This window comes from Gordonia jacobaea, assembly GCF_965344965.1.
Taxonomy (GTDB): Bacteria; Actinomycetota; Actinomycetes; order Mycobacteriales; family Mycobacteriaceae; genus Gordonia; species Gordonia jacobaea.
Genome location: NZ_CBDRLS010000002.1, coordinates 766909 through 782107, shown reverse-complemented (window position 1 = coordinate 782107; position 15199 = coordinate 766909). Strand labels below are relative to the sequence as shown.

Here is a 15199-nt window from a genome sequence, read left to right as displayed (position 1 = left end):
TTTAACAATCGAAGAACTGTGTCGTGTGTCACAGATCGAAAGCGGGTCGGTCGTCTCAGAATGTCGCTCGGGCGCCGCTCTCAGGGGCGACGCCACGGTCGGCGCCCCGCGGCGGGCTGGGGGACCGGAACGTCGCGGAGGTTGCGGGCGACGATGTCGGCGAACTCGCTACACGTCGAGTAGCGATCGGCCGGCTTCTTGGCGAGGGCCTTGGCGAATACCGAATTGAGCGCCGACGGAAGCCAAGGTCGACGTCGGGTCAGTAACGGCGGGTCGTCGCGCAGATGCGCGTTGGTGATGCCGAACGCCGTCGCACGTGGGTAAGGCGGAGCACCGGTGAGGAGTTCGGTGAGCGTGCAGGCGAAGGCGTATTCGTCGGTTGCCGGTGAGAGTTGCTTGGCCTGAAGGAGTTCCGGAGACGCGTAGGCGATCGATCCCTGGACTCGGCCGTTGCGCGCGAGTGGCCGATTGTCGTCGACGAGCTGTGCGATGCCGAAATCGGAGAGCAACGCGTCGGTGTCGGGGCGCGATGAGGTCAGCAGGATGTTGGCGGGCTTGACGTCGCGATGCAAGACGTCGCGGGAGTGCGCGAAATCGATTGCCGCCGCGATCTGTTTGGCCACATGGACAATGGTCGGTACTGCCGGTTCGGTCGTCGGCGAGGGGATCAGGGCAACAGCAGCGGGGCCGTCGACGTATTGCATGGCGATCCACAGCGTCGGCGGAACACGGTCTGCGGGGACGCCGAGAGCCTGTGCTCGGCGGTTCGTCTGTGCGTCGGGTTGGATCTTCCCGCGCGTGTACATCTCGACGATGTTCGGGTGGTGGAGTCGGGATGCGATGGTGAACTCGCGCTCGAAACGTTCGGCGGCGCGGGTATTGCCGGTTTCATCGGAATGCAGCACCTTGAGCGCCTCGGGGGTGCGCTCGTCGCCACGGTGAACGCGGTACACATCAGCACTACTGCCGCTACCCACCAGCGCATCGATGGTGTAGCCGGCCACGTCGCTTCCCGGCTGGTACACCTCGTCAGGGTATCCGCGCGGTGACCATCGGGTGGAGCTGCGGTCCGATGGGCATCGTTCTCACCGAATGAGCGGTCCGTCCAACACGCTCATCGATGATGGGCACGAAGCCTAGGCTTGGGCTTATGAGCAGTGCGCCACTCGACGAACTGATCGCCTCGCTCGGCGATCAGATGGTCGTCACCGACCCCGACATCCTTGCCGGCTACCGCCACGATCGTGCCAACGATCCCGACGCCGGCACGCCGATGGCACTCATCCGCCCCGTGACGACGGCCGACGTCCAGGTCGTCGTGCGATGGTGTGCCGCCCACGGGATTCCGGTGATCACCCGCGGCGCCGGAACGAGCCTGTCCGGCGGGGCCACGGCGGTCGACGGTGCAGTGATGCTCTCGACCGAGAAGATGCGGAATCTGACGATCGATACCGCGACCCGCACGGCGGTGTCGCAGCCGGGCTTGTTGAACGCCGAGGTCAAAGCCGCCGCCGCGGCACACGGCCTCTGGTATCCGCCCGATCCGTCGTCGTTCGAGATCTGTTCCATCGGAGGAAATGTCGCCACCAACGCGGGTGGACTCTGCTGCGTGAAGTACGGCGTCACCACTGACTATGTGCTCGGACTCGAGGTAGTCCTCGCCGACGGCCGCGCGATCAGGATCGGCGGCAAACAGCTCAAGGATTCGGCGGGGCTGCCGCTGACGAAGCTGTTCGTCGGCAGTGAGGGTCTGCTGGGCATTGTCACCGAGGTGACGCTGCGGCTGCTGCCGCCGCAGGCGTCGGCGTGCACGGTGGTCGGAACGTTCGCGTCGGTGCACCACGCGAGTGAAGCGGTACTCGCGATCACCGCCAAGATCCGACCGGCCATGCTCGAATTCATGGACTCTGTGTCGATCAACGCCGTCGAGGACATGCTCAAGATGGGTCTCGATCGGGAGGCCGGAGCCCTGTTGGTCGCCCAATCCGACGCTCCGGGACCAGCGGGCATCGCTGAGGTGGAACTGATCGAGAAGGCGTTCTCCGGGTGCGGAGCGACCGAGGTGTTCGCGACATCCGACCCCGCCGAGGGTGAGGCGTTCACCGCTGCGCGCCGCGCGGCGATTCCGGCCGTCGAACGGCTCGGATCGTTGCTGCTCGAGGACGTCGGGGTCCCGCTGCCCGCCCTGCCGGAGCTGATTGACGGGGTCGAGGCCATTGCCGCGCAGAACAAGGTGATGATCTCGGTCATCGCGCACGCGGGCGACGGCAACACACATCCGTTGATCGTGTTCGATCCTGCGGACGCCGACGAGAGCGCGCGTGCGCAGACGGCCTTCGGCCAGGTCATGGATCTTGCGATCGGTCTCGGCGGGACGATCACCGGCGAGCACGGCGTCGGGCGATTGAAGAAGGGATGGCTGCCTGATCAGCTCGGACCCGATGTCATGGAACTCACCGCGAGAATCAAAGCTGCCCTGGATCCGGAGGGGCTACTCAACCCCGGTGTGCTTCTCTAGGGTGAAACAACACCGGTCCGCATGTCGCAACGCCCCCTCTGTGCTGCGACATGCGGACCGGGATCGAGCACAGCTATCGTCTTCAAGTGGAAGGCGCTGACTCCAAGTTTGTACCGCTGAGGACACTGTAATCACCTTTTGCACAACCATCCATCGAGAATATCCGGACAATTGTCAATCTCAAATTGATAATGGGAGCTATGACGAGTTCATCTGATCGTGACCTGGACCTTCGCCGTCTCAGAATGTTCGTCGAAGTAATCGAAGCGCCGTCATTACGTGTTGCTGCCGAGCGTCTGTTCATCTCGCAGCAGGCGCTGTCGTCGGCGATCAGGGATCTCGAGCGGCAGCTCGGCGTGCAGCTGTTCTCGCGGTCGCGTCGATCGCTCACGCCGACTGCTGCCGGGACAGCGCTGTACGAGGGTTCGGTCCCACTGCTCGCCGGTGGCTCGCACCTTGCGTCGGAAGTGCGGATGGTCGACGCGCAGAATCCCGACCCCTACGTGATCGGATACACCCAGGGCCTGGCGCCGTCGGAGGTCTTCCAGGTGATCGAGGGGGCCGTGCAGCAGGACTCGACGATGCCGATCACCGTCCGTCCGGTTGCCGCGGAGTTCATTCGTGAGGAGTTGCTCGCCGGGAGCATCGACCTCGCGCTCGCGCGCACGGTCGAGGCTCCGCCAGACCTCGCGGGCGCGATCGCGACAAGTCACGAACTGCGTCTTGCCGTCAATGCGCGCCACCCGCTCGCGCAGAACGAGACCTGCGCGATGAAGGATGTCGCGTCGTGTCAGATCGTGATCTCCGAGCTCGAGCCCGACTACACCAACATGATCGTGTCGTACTGCCGTCGCGCCGGCTTCGAACCCGAGATCATCGTCTCGAACCTGCGCGGCACCCCGCCGCACACGTCGGTGATCGCACACCCGCAAGCGGTCGCGTTCGTCACCAACCAGCCCGGATGGCTGTACGACGACCAGATCCGCGTCATCTCGTTCGACAATCCACCGCTGACCCCTGTCATGGCGATGTGGCTGCCCAACACCGCGCCGCGGATGCGCAACCGCATCCTCGACGCCGTGGGTGTCAGTGCCGTTGCAGAATCGCAGTGAGATCTGCACCGACGGGAAGCGTGCCGTACTCGGCTCCACGATCGTCGCCAAGTCTGGCCTCGATGAAGGCCTCCGAGACGGGCGTCGGCGAAAACCGAACCAGCAGTGAGGCTTCGAGCGCCAGAGCCATGGATTCGACGACGCGCCGCGCTAGACGCTGAGCCGACGACGCGTCGAGCGTTGCCAACTCGGAGAGCTGCGCACGGACGGTGTCGAGATGGGCGTCCAGGATTGTGCTCGCGCCACGCGCGAGATTGACCTCCGCATCGAATGCGGCGATCGATTCGGGTTCGCGTGTCATCGCCCGCAGCACGTCGAGTGCGATGACGTTGCCCGAACCCTCCCACACTGCCATCACCGGCTGCTCGCGGTAGCGCATAGCCAAGGGAAAATCCTCGGTATATCCGTTTCCGCCAAGGCATTCCAGTGCCTCGTAGGCGTGGTGCGGGCCGCGCTTGCAGATCCAGTACTTGGCGACCGCCGTGGCGAGCCGGCGGAAGGCGCGTTCGGTGTCGTCGGCATCCTCGTCGTGTGCCCGTGCGAGGCGCATCGCCGTGACGGTTGCGGCTTCGGACTCGAGCGCCAGGTCGGCGAGCACCGCCGCCATGGCCGGTTGGTCGGCGAGCGTTGCTCCGAATGCCGCGCGATGACGGGCGTGCCAGGTGGCCTCGGCGACCGATTGCCGCATACCGGCGGCGCTGCCGAGCACGCAGTCGAGTCGCGTCTGGGCGACCATCTCGATGATCGTGCGCACACCACGACCCGGCTCGCCGACCATCAATGCGACGGTGCCGTCGAGTTCGATCTCACTCGACGCGTTGGACTTGTTGCCGAGCTTGTTCTTCAGCCGCTGGATGCGGAACGAATTGCGCGTGCCGTCGGGCAGGATTCGGGGGAGCAGGAAGCACGAGAGTCCCTCTCCACCAGCACCTTCCGCCTGAGCGAGGACGAGAAACGCGTCGGACATCGGTGCCGAGCAGAACCACTTGTGACCGGTCAGCAGATACTCCGCACCCGGACCGCCGGCCCCGACTGGTCGGGCGACGGTGGTGTTGGCACGGACGTCGGAACCGCCCTGCTTTTCCGTCATCGACATGCCGAAGATCGCCGACGGCTTGTCGGCGGACAGCTCGGGAGAATAGCTGCGCGACAACGCTTTCGGCACCCACTGGGCCGCGACGTCTGGCTGCAGCTCCAGCGACGGGATGACCGCGTGCGTCATCGACACCGGGCACGCGTGGCCCGGCTCGATCTGCCCGAAGAGCATGAAGATCGCCGCGCGCGCGACGTGCGAACCCGGCTGCGGGTCGGCCCAGCAGCGGGTGTGCGCACCGTACTCGACCGCCGCGGAAATGATCCGGTGATAACTCGGGTGGTACTCCACCTCGTCGATCCGGTTGCCCCACCGGTCGAAGGTGTGCAGTTCGGGCGTGATGGTGTTGGCCAGCTTGGCGTCGTGCTGGAACTGCGCGCTGCCGACGAGAGTGCCCGCGTCGGTGAGTTCGCTTGTGGCCCAAGCGGCGTCGTGCCGGTTGACGGCCTCGACGAGCACGGTGTTGAGCTCGTACTCATTGACGTCGACCCGCGGCGCCGACTGGTTGAACACCGTGTGCGTCACGTGCGGCTGCGGCTGCGTGGTCGGGGTGGTTGAGGTCATCGTGATGCCTTTCGTCGATCGCCGCGCGGGCCGGGTTTTCCCCGCTGCCCCCGCTGGTCGGGCTGCCTTCTCCGCTGGTCGAGCTTCCCCCGCTGGTCGAGCTTGTCGAGACCACGTAACGCGGGCTGGTCGAGTTCACCCCGCTGGTCGAGCTCCCCACGCTGGTCGAGCTCCCCCCGCTGGTCGAGCTTGTCGAGACCACCTAGCGGCGCGTTGAGAACCTCTTCGGATATGCCGAGGTTCGTGAAGATCACCGTGACCGCGTCGGTGAGCGAAGGCCCCAGACTGTCGTCCGTCGCCGACTTCTGCACCGCCAGACCGAAAATCGCCGACCAGAACGCCTTGGCCTCGACGTCGATCGAGGCGCGCAGCTGCCAGCCGGTGCGCACCAGCTTCTGCATAAGTGCTTCCTCGCCGCGCTCGTGCAGAGTGTGCAGCGTGGTGGTGATGAACTCGCGCAGGTCAGGTCGGCGCGATACGAGAAGCATTGCCGTGGTGAACATCTCGACGCCCCGGAGTTCCGGTCCGAGCAGCGTGGTCACGAGTGTTTGCGCGTAGTCGCGGACAGTCGGAGTGGCCTCGGCCGCTTCCTCGGCATGGCGTCCCGCGCGGAGAACCGCTGCGCACGCCACCTCGACGAAGAGTTGCTCCTTCGAGCCGAAGTAGTACGTGACCTGATTGGGAAACGTGCCTGCGCGTTCGCAGATCTGCGCGACCGACGCGGTCTCACCCTCCGCGCGGAACACGTGGTCGGCGGCGTGCAGCAGTGTCTGGCGCGTCTGCTTTCCCGCGCTACGCGTCGCACGCTGCGATGTAGAAGAAGCCACGCCACCTCGCTGTTTGTATGGCCGACAAGTTTGTACGACACACAATAAACGTGCTCGACGCCGAGGTCAATGGAGCGGCCCCGACGTCGAGAGAGAGATCCAGGTGCAAACCCGATCTGTTCAAGTCTTTCTCGGCGCATTTCAGATGCGCCACGTGTAGATGAGATGTCGGCGTCGTCGTCCACGGAGAGCGAGATTCCGGAGGTCGGTCCACGATGGAGGGCGGCATGGCTGCAACATCGAACCTGGCCAGATAACGCTTGGTGACGCGACAGTGGTCACGATCGACGCTATCGATAGATCGCAGTCAGGCTGCTTGCGCTCAGTGCAACTGCGCGCAGGGTTGGCGATCCTCGCCACAGTCAGGCACTGAGGTACCCGTTGCACCCAACGTGCCCAGGCGTCGGATCACACACGCGCGGCCGGTCCCCTCGATAGTGTCGACACACGGGGCTGGTCGCGATCCATTCAATTGCACGGGAGAGGGATTTCCATGGGAGCAACCGCTGTGCGGGATGTCCGCTTCACGTCTGCGATTTGCACTCCCGGGGAAGCGGCAGCGCTCGCCGCGATGCCCACGGGCACTGTTCGTTCTTGGATGCGCACCGGGCCGAGGAACGCTCCTATCGTCCACAGTGTTAAAGCTGCCCGCACCGGCTGGCCGACCCTTCCGCTCGTCGGAGTCGTCGAGACGTGGTCGCTGCGTACCCTCCGACGGTCGGGCGTACCGATGCAGAAGCTCCGAAAGGTCGCCGAGAGCCTTCAGAACGAGTACGGCGATCCCTACGTCCTGGCCCGCCCGGTCCTGTTCACCGATGGAATCGATCTCTACCGTCGGGATCGCGGCCACCTATTCCGAGTCGAAGACGGGCAGCAGCCAATCGAGGAGGTCATCGCTGAGTACCTCTCGCGTGTCGATCTCGACCTCGACGACGACCCGACAGCGTTCCGCGTCCCGTTGACCGACGAGGTGTCACTCCTCATCGATCCACGATTTAACGCAGGCCGACCATCGTTTCCTAAGTCGCGCGTCGCGGCCTTCGCAGTGCTCGGATCGCTGGAGGCCGGTGAGTCGGTTAAGTCCGTAGCCGAAGATTTCGGCGTCACTGTTGAGGAGGTGAGCGCGGTCAATGAGCACAGCCAGTGGATCTCGCGGTTCGCGTAAGCGCCCGACGGTCCTTCTCGATCGGTGCGTTCCAGACGGCGTCGGCCGCGCGCTAAACCACTTTGACATCGACTACGTCGCGCTCGCCGACGTGTATGGTGCCGGTGCTGCGCAAGAGGTCACGGATGTCGAATGGATCAACCGGAGCGCTGAACTTGGGTGGATTGCCCTCACCCAAAACTTCAAGATCCCGCGTGTCCCGCATGAGGCGGCCGCGATCCGCGATAGCGGCGCGCGTGTTCTCTGCTATCACCGGGCGAATCTCACCAAAGAGGCGAAATCGCTAATACTGGGGAGGCATATTCTCGCCGTGCGCCGAGTCGTCGATCATCGCGGTGCGGCGTTCTGGAGGATCTCCCCGCGGGATGTGCTGCGCGACATCTGACTGTGTCGCTTAGTGAAGTTGACAGGGTTCAATCATGTGGACCTGCGGCGCGCCCGGACCAGTTGTTGTCAGTAACAATTGGCGTATAGAAATGCTCTGAAGAAGCTCCTGTTCAGCATCTACCACCTCTTCGAATTGGCTGGACAGCCACGACTATGCATCTGAATCCTCGATATTCGCCATAATGGATACCGATCCCTCCACCCCGAGATCGGAACGTGCTGCCAAGTAAAACTGGTCTCGCGAGTGTCCACATCTAGTGTAGATATCCGATAATCTCACGTGCTCTACTAGAGCCCCGCCGATGACCGCTTTTCGAAACGCGGAGACCTCGTTCTGCCACTCGCGTGCTGATGTGACTACATCGGGGCTGCCGACAAGGAGTAGGTCCTCGAAAACACGAGCTCGTTCGAGATTGGCCTCTGCGACTGCTCTGCCCCCCGTCGTGGGGTCGAGTGGATTGGACGCAGCCAAACCGAGTCCCTTGTAAGCGGCCATTCTGCGGCATAAGACCGTCTCGTGCTTTAGCGATCGCGCCAGGCTCCCATACGCTGCTCGCCGCAAGTCGGCAGTACGGGCCCTCTCTGAACGCTCCCATTTGATCTTCTCGTTTCGGAACCCAAAGACGTACGCCAAGAACGCTCCGGCGACCACCCCGACGAGAGGGAGTAGGGATGTAACGAACTCCATCTGAGTAGCTTACGAGGGCAATCCACTGTGCCGGTCAAGGGATGCGGCGTTTGGCACATGGATCGTCTTCGGCCGTCTCGACTACGGCCGCGCGGCGGCAAAACAGATCCCCTAGGGGGTACTGCTGTCATGGGACCTTCGTCTGCCTTGACTTCATAGCTACAACCTGAGCGCGACCTAGGAGGGGAAGACCTGCTCGCCGGCCCGCAGCATGTCCGACTTGCGAAATGGCATTCGACTTACGAGTCAGCTTCCCTGCGAGGGGATCCGACCACCCGCTCCCACCGCCATCGTAGGTCGAACTGCTCCACTTCCGTGCCATGCTCGGTCGCCGCGAACGCGCGAACCTGAGTCACGGAGGAGTCGAGCACATCAGCCGCAGCGAACGTCTTGCTGATCGTGCCGCCGTGCCGGGAGAGTCATCGGCAGGAGTTGCCGCGTATCCGACGCGCGGGAGAATATCTAATGTGCGCCTGTGTAAGTGCACTTCGCCAAGTACGGCGCGAGTGGACGACCTCAGGTCGAGTTGTCGAGCTTGGCTTGGAGATTCTGAAGTCGACCCGGATCTCACAGTCGTCGTGAGAGAAGACCGTGATTAAGGCGGGCAGCCTGGTGCCGACACACTCACGCCAACGCCACCGCCCGGTGGCTCGCGACGCTGAACGCGTCGTCGCCGAATGGGTTCCGGCCGCCGATCGCAAGCGTGGCCAGGCATTCACCCCACACCGGCGCGAACTTGAATCCGTTGCCGCTGAACGCTGTTCCCACGATCACGCCGTCGCCTACGCTGTCGATGATCGGCATCTTGGTCGGCGTCCACGAATCCGAATGCAACGACCACCGCACGACGTCGGGGATCAGATCGGGGATCATGCGTGCCGCCTGCTCACCGATCCAGCGAAGTTGTTCGCGACTCAGCGTCGTCGGTCGGTCGGCCCAGTCGTCGAATGCGTCGAGGTCGATGTGCGGGCAGATCTTGATGCTGTAGCCGTCGAGTGTCGGTACTCCGAAGGCGTGCACGTCGTCGAGGTCGCGCATGAATCCGGGGAAGACGTCGGGCGTGAACCGCTCTACGTGGCGCGGCATGAGCCACGTCAACGCAAAGGTCTTAGTCTGCACCACATCTCGCAGGTCGGGGAGTAGTCGAGCCGTCCACGGGCCCGCGGTCACGACGACGCGGTCGGCGGTGAACTCACCGCGACTTGTGCGCACGAGAACGCCGCTCGATGTCTCCACGATGTCGAGCACTTCGGTGTCGTAGACGGCCGACGCCCCGCGCGAGAACGCTTGGTCAGTGGCGGCCGCTACGGCCATCTCCGGACGCATGGCGCCACCGAGGAGGTCGAGCACGCCGATGTCGTCGTCCTCGATGTGGAACTGCGGGAGACGAAGTCGCATCTGCGCAGCGTCGAGAATCTCGTGCGGCAGGTCGAAGTGCTCGATCGACGCCAGTGTCGGCTGCAGATCGGGATGATCCGACGGTGCGACGCTGAGTGCGCCTGCAGGAAGAAGAATGTCGCGTCCGTATCCGGTTCCGAGTTCTTGCCACAGTTCGCGTGACCGCAGCAGCGCGGGAGTGAACAGTTCACCCTCCTTCGCTGCGACGCGGAACAATCGCGACTCACCCGCGTACGCACCCTCGGTGTGGACGCGGCCGAACTGCTCGATACCGAGAACGTCGACACCCTGTTGCGCCAACTGCCACAACGTCATCGATCCGATGGAGCCGAGCCCGACGACGATGACCGAATGGTGTGCGGCCACTGAACTATCGCTCATGACAGGGCCGGGCTTTCCCACAGGTTCAGCGGGGTTCCGATGCCGCGCTCGACCGCGTTGCGGTACACGACGGTGCCCCACGCGACGTCTTCGACGGGCATGCCGCCCACGGACAGGATCACGATCTCGTCGTCGTTGCGTCGTCCCTCGACGGCGCCCGCTGCAACCGCGCCCAGATCGACGAGCTCCTCACGCGGCATGGAGCCGTCGTGAATCATGTCCATGAACTTGCAGCCGATGATGGGAATCGAGTTGTGCGAGGGGTATTCGGTCTCGTCGAACCATGCGTCGTAGAGGCCGATGTTGTCGACGACCTTGCGGACGTCGGATGCCTTGAGTCCCTCGTCGATCTCGCAGCTGGCGGGCATGCTCAAGAACGCTCCCGGCTTGAGCCAGTCGCGGCGGACGAGGGGATACGTCGACGGATCACCGATCTCGCCCGAGGTGCAGTAGGTGACGATGTCGCTGTCGCGCACGGCATCCTCGATGTCGTCGACCTCGATGACCGTCAATTGCGGGTACTCCTGCGCAACCCAACCGGCGAAGTTGTCGAGGCTGCTGCGGCTGCGGCCCTTCACCTTGACGGTGTCGATCTTGGGGCAGGTTGCCATGAATGCTGCCAGCGAGGTACGGGCCATGACGCCGGGGCCGACGATGCCGACGACCTGTGCGTCTTCGCGTGCCAGGAATCGCGCGCCGACACCGGGCACAGCGCCGGTTCGGTACGCCGACAACAGGTTTGCCGACATCAATGCCAGCGGAGCACCGGTGTCGGTGTCGTTAAGCATGAACATGAGAATCGACCTCGGCAGGCCCTTCTCGCGGTTGGCGATGTTGGAGCCGTACCACTTCATACCGCTCGTGCCGAAGCTGCCACCGAGGTAGGCGGGCATGGCCATGAAACGACGATCCGCCGTGTTCTTGGGCATGGTCTCGAACGGAGACTCGTCGGGGAAGGTGACCATTGCGCCGTGGGAGTCGCTGTTGGTGCCCGCCATGCGGTAGTCGCCGGAATGCAGCAGTACAAAGGTCTCCTGCATGGCGTCGACACACGCGGCCATGTCGGTGACGCCTGCGGCGATCATGTCGGGTTCGGAGAGGTAGCGAAAGTCGATGGAGGTCATGGGTTTTCCTGTTCTGTGTTGTAGAGAAGGGGGTCAGACCGCGATGGCCGAGGTCAGGGAGTCGTACGCAACGACGTTGCGGCGTCGCATGATCAGTGCCTGGACCACGCCCAGTACGAGTGCCGCGACAACAAGAGCGATGAAGAAGTCGGCAAGCGACTGCGAACCACCGATCAGCGTCGGGAAGTTCCAGATGACCGCCACGAGGATGGTGATGAGTCCGATGAACCCGAGCGTCGGTGCGATCACCGCTCGCCAGAGGCCGGCCTGAATGTTGTTGCGGCGGAAGTACACCAGCACCGCGAGGCAGGTCAGTGCCATCAGCACGACGATGCCCAGAGTTGCGACGCCGGAGAACCAGGCGAAGACCTCGAGTTCGGGGTCGAGAGACAAGGCGGCGAAGACGACGATGAGCAGTGCTGCGGTGATGGTCTGCACGAACGAACTGACGTGGGGCGACAGGTGATTCGGGTGCACCGTGCCCAGCTTCGACGGCATGGCCGTCGCCGAGGCCATCGAGTGCTGGTAGCGCGAGATCACGTTGTGGAAGCTGAGGATGCACGCAAAGAGACTCGTGATCAGCAGGACGTTGACCGTCGTCGACGCCCAGGTGCCCAGGTAGGTCTGCGCCGTCGCCATGATCATGCCTGACGGGTCCTTGGCGGCAGCGGCGACCACGTTGTCCGGTCCCCACGCCATGACGAGTGCCCAGGACGAGAAGGCGTAGAAGACGCCGATGAGCAGGACGGAGACGTAGGTGGCGCGCGGGATGGTGCGGTCGGGGTCACGAGCCTCGTTGCGGAAGATCGCGGTTGCCTCGAAGCCGATGAATCCGGCGACGGCGAACATCAGGCCGATGCCGGGTGCACCCGACATCACCTCGGACGGCTTGAACGAAGCCATCGAGAGTCCCTGATTGCCGCCCTTGGCCATGATGGCGATGTCGAGGATCAGCACGATCCCGATCTCTGCGATGAGCAGCAGACCGAGGACCTTGGAACTCAACTCGATGTGCCGGTATCCGAGGATGCCGGTGAACGCCGCGATCACCAGTGCCCACACCCACCAGGCGATCGACGGTCCGCCGAGGTCGGAGACGCCGGAGGAGATCAGCACACCGATCAGGCCGTACACCGCTGCCTGGATCATCGTGTAGGTCAGCAGCGCCAGATGCGCGGTGCCGAGTCCGAGCGGCCTGCCGAGTCCGTAGCCGACATAGGTGAAGAAGGCGCCCGGCCGGGGGATGTAGCGGGCCATCGTGCTCAGTCCCACCGAGAAGAGCAGCAGGACGACGGCGGCGATGACGAACATCGACGGCACGCCTGCGCCATTGCCGAGCAGGAACGCGACGGGTACACCACCGCCGACGACGGTGAGGGGAGCGGCCGCGGCGACCACCATGAAGACGATGGCTCCGACGCCGAGCGACCCCTGCAGGGATCGAGACGAGCCGGGTGAACTGGCGGTGGCAGCGCCGCTATCGATAGATGTCATGTGATTCTCTTCTGCGATCAGACGGGCGACATCAAGCAACGAATGGTGCAAGGAGATGTCGTGAGGACTGGGCGTCGATGCCCGTGCATATATGTTCTGACCGCCCCGTCGCGGCGTCGTTGCCCCGCGGTAACACGTCTGGACACCTTCGTGGGACGACGCTCGACGCCGAGACCCGTTGCGTGTCACGCCCACAACACCATCGAGTAACACGGCGGAAACACGCTGTCGTTAGCGTCCGCGCTATGCCGGGACCAGCCAGAGATCGCGTTCGTGCGCGACTACGTCTGGGCGCTCGCACCCAGTTGGTCGGGCTTGATCGTCGAAGTCTCGGATTCACCGATGTGGTCGCGCAGTCGGTCGCCGTCATGGCGCCATGCGCTGCAGCCGCAACGATACCCATGCTGCTCGGCCAGGCGAATGCTCCGCTGGTGTGGTGCGTCGTCACGGCTACCGTGCTGTGTGCGTTGGTCGCGTCGACGCTCGGTGTCTTCGCGTCGCGCGTGGTTGCCCCGGGCGCTCTCTACACCTATGCGGCCAAGGGCCTCGGCCCCTCCGCAGGCGCTGCCACCGCGGCCGCGATGACGCTCGGCTACGGGTCGCTGGCGATGTTCACGCTGTCGCAGACCGCAGCCTATGGGTTGCGGATATTCGGGGTCACGGCACCGTCGACGCTGACGATGTGTCTTGCCGTTGCGGGGATCGCGGCGGCCATGGCTGTTCTCTTGATTCGCGGGGTCCGAGTCTCGGCGCGGGTCGGGCTGATCATCGAGGCCGTTGCGGTCGCAGGATTGTTGACCCTTGTCGGTGTGTTGGTCGCCCGCAATTGGGACCACATGTCGGTGCGTTCAGCGGTTGCGGTGCCGACCGGATGGTCGCACTACCTCGCGGGCGTAGCCGTCGCGACGTGCGGAATCATCGGATTTGAAAGCGCCGCAACTCTGTCGGTCGAAGCGAAGCGCCCGCTGCGCACCATCCCACGGGCGATCAACGCCTCGCTGTTCGTCGGAGCCGTCGTGGTTCTCATCGCGACACTGGCACAGGCGGGCGGAGCGACAGTGCTCGACGGCATCTCCGCGCTCGGCGAGGGAAACGTCGACGTGCTCACCGAGAGCATCGGGGCGTCGTGGGTTGCCCCACTGGTGAATCTCGGTGTGTGCGCATCGTTTCTCGCGTGTGCGCTTGCAAGTACGACGGCGCTGACTCGAACTCTGCTGTCGCTGGCCCGAGAGAGCGTGCTCCCTAGCCGACTCGGTTACACACATCCGCGTTTCAAAACGCCGGTCGTCGGCGTGGTTGTGAGCCTGCTCGTGATGGTCGCGGTGATCGTCATATCCCTGGCTGCGGGTGCGTCGGAGAGTTCCATGCGCGGCTCGATGGCGGCAGCACCTGCCATCGGATTCATGGTCGCCTACGTTCTTGTCTGCGTTGCGGCGCCTGCCTTTCTGCGCAAAACCGGTGAACTACAACGTCGGACGACGGTGATAGCCGGGCTCGCCGCGGTCGGATTCGGCGGCATCCTGGTTGTCTTCGTCGCGACGAACATCGGCGGTACCTGGGCACCGGGAATCATCGGTGCATTGGTCTGGCTGGCGCTGGCGGCAGTCGGCTACGTGACGCTGCGTCGCATTCGGCCACTGATCACAGCTCGTATAGGAATTCACGAAACACCAATGCGCTCAGAGGTGTTCAGTGGACACCTCGAGGCCGACGCCGCAGTCAATGGCGGACCGTCGCGATGAGTCCTGCCTTCGGGGGCGACTCGTCGTCGAAATCGGTGATCAACGCTCTGCAGATCCTTGAAGAGGTCGCGACGATGGGGCCGGGTGTGACCGCCGTCGAGTTGTCCAGGCATCTCGGATTGTCGAAGTCGGCGACGTACCGTCTCGTGAATCTGCTTGCGCAGGAGGAGTATTTGGTCCGCACGCCCGACCTGGGCGGCTTCGCGCTCGGCGCCAGAATCGATCGCATGATCGGCGCCGCTGCCGGGCCGCCGGTCTCCGACCAGCTCCGTACCGCTCTCGACGAGGTGCGCGCGGGTCTGCGGTTCGGCGTGCACCTGTTCGGTTGCCACCGCGCGGGGACGTCGCGGGCCCGGTTGAGCCTGATGGACATCGATCCGGACTATCCGCTCAGTGATCCCGGCCGGCTTCTCCACGATCTGACCGCGTCCGCGGCGGGCAGGCTGATGACCGCCATCGGATCCGGGCATCCGGCCGCGGCACCGACGCACGCGAGCCAAATCGGTTCGTTCATACCCAACTTCGGCTGTGTCTCGGTGCCGGTGTGGGGAGCAGACGCGACGCTGGTCGCCGCGCTCACCATTGCCGCACCCGGCAAGCACATCGAGAACCCGGAGACGCTGGTCCGACTGCTCGCCGACCCTGCGCGACGGGTCGCCGAGATCATGGCTTCCGGCGAGGAGTGAGCTGAAGGACGGGGAATAGC

The 15199-nt window shown here is 64.2% G+C and carries 11 protein-coding genes and 1 pseudogene; 6 read left to right on the top strand and 6 right to left on the bottom strand.

All coding sequences use genetic code 11. The features are described from left to right. Nucleotides 1-80: 80 nt before the first annotated feature. Entirely contained in the window at nucleotides 81-1025 is a 945-nt protein-coding gene (locus tag ACRVY7_RS09720; RefSeq protein WP_049700459.1) for a serine/threonine-protein kinase, read from the bottom strand. 125 nt (nucleotides 1026-1150) lie between these two features. Here ACRVY7_RS09720 and ACRVY7_RS09715 point away from each other — a divergent pair, with 125 nt between their 5' ends. Beyond that, on the top strand, nucleotides 1151-2518 hold the full coding sequence (locus ACRVY7_RS09715; RefSeq protein ID WP_064866017.1) for an FAD-binding oxidoreductase: 1368 nt from the start codon (nucleotides 1151-1153) through the stop codon (nucleotides 2516-2518). Nucleotides 2519-2718: 200 nt separating this feature from the next. Continuing rightward, on the top strand, nucleotides 2719-3630 hold the full coding sequence (locus tag ACRVY7_RS09710) for a LysR family transcriptional regulator (RefSeq protein ID WP_431816893.1): 912 nt from the start codon (nucleotides 2719-2721) through the stop codon (nucleotides 3628-3630). Here ACRVY7_RS09710 and ACRVY7_RS09705 read toward each other — a convergent pair. Both ACRVY7_RS09705 and ACRVY7_RS09700 read right to left on the bottom strand, forming a co-directional pair. After that, nucleotides 3605-5287, bottom strand: coding sequence for an acyl-CoA dehydrogenase family protein (locus ACRVY7_RS09705; protein ID WP_431816892.1), 1683 nt, complete (start codon nucleotides 5285-5287; stop codon nucleotides 3605-3607). The two genes, ACRVY7_RS09710 and ACRVY7_RS09705, sit on opposite strands and share 26 nt — an antisense overlap. Nucleotides 5288-5490: 203 nt before the next feature. Beyond that, nucleotides 5491-6114: pseudogene (locus tag ACRVY7_RS09700) on the bottom strand (TetR/AcrR family transcriptional regulator C-terminal domain-containing protein); the annotation flags it as partial. 493 nt (nucleotides 6115-6607) lie between these two features. Between ACRVY7_RS09700 and ACRVY7_RS09695 the strand changes: the two are divergent. Beyond that, on the top strand, nucleotides 6608-7279 hold the full coding sequence (locus ACRVY7_RS09695; protein ID WP_431816891.1) for a DUF433 domain-containing protein: 672 nt from the start codon (nucleotides 6608-6610) through the stop codon (nucleotides 7277-7279). After that, the gene (locus ACRVY7_RS09690) at nucleotides 7245-7664 is read left to right on the top strand and encodes a PIN-like domain-containing protein (RefSeq protein ID WP_431816890.1); all 420 of its coding nucleotides are present in this window, start codon (nucleotides 7245-7247) and stop codon (nucleotides 7662-7664) included. The genes ACRVY7_RS09695 and ACRVY7_RS09690 overlap by 35 nt, the downstream gene beginning before the upstream one ends. A 1314-nt stretch (nucleotides 7665-8978) precedes the next feature. On the opposite strand, the gene solA is transcribed toward ACRVY7_RS09690, so the two are convergent. From solA to ACRVY7_RS09675, 3 genes are read right to left on the bottom strand one after another with little or no spacing between them, the layout of a single operon-like run. Further along, nucleotides 8979-10133, bottom strand: a complete 1155-nt coding sequence (solA, locus tag ACRVY7_RS09685) for an N-methyl-L-tryptophan oxidase (protein ID WP_431816889.1) — start codon at nucleotides 10131-10133, stop codon at nucleotides 8979-8981. After that, nucleotides 10130-11257 (bottom strand): ornithine cyclodeaminase family protein, encoded by a 1128-nt coding sequence (locus tag ACRVY7_RS09680; protein ID WP_064865992.1) that lies wholly within the window; start codon nucleotides 11255-11257, stop codon nucleotides 10130-10132. Before ACRVY7_RS09680 ends, solA begins: the two co-directional genes overlap by 4 nt. A 33-nt stretch (nucleotides 11258-11290) precedes the next feature. Then, nucleotides 11291-12751, bottom strand: coding sequence for an APC family permease (locus ACRVY7_RS09675; RefSeq protein WP_049700130.1), 1461 nt, complete (start codon nucleotides 12749-12751; stop codon nucleotides 11291-11293). 245 nt (nucleotides 12752-12996) lie between these two features. Between ACRVY7_RS09675 and ACRVY7_RS09670 the strand changes: the two genes are divergently transcribed. Together ACRVY7_RS09670 and ACRVY7_RS09665 are read left to right on the top strand one after the other, a co-directional pair. Next, on the top strand, nucleotides 12997-14493 hold the full coding sequence (locus ACRVY7_RS09670) for an APC family permease (RefSeq protein WP_431816888.1): 1497 nt from the start codon (nucleotides 12997-12999) through the stop codon (nucleotides 14491-14493). Beyond that, entirely contained in the window at nucleotides 14490-15179 is a 690-nt protein-coding gene (locus ACRVY7_RS09665) for a helix-turn-helix domain-containing protein (protein WP_431816887.1), read from the top strand. The genes ACRVY7_RS09670 and ACRVY7_RS09665 overlap by 4 nt, the downstream gene beginning before the upstream one ends. The last annotated feature ends 20 nt before the right edge of the window (nucleotides 15180-15199 follow it).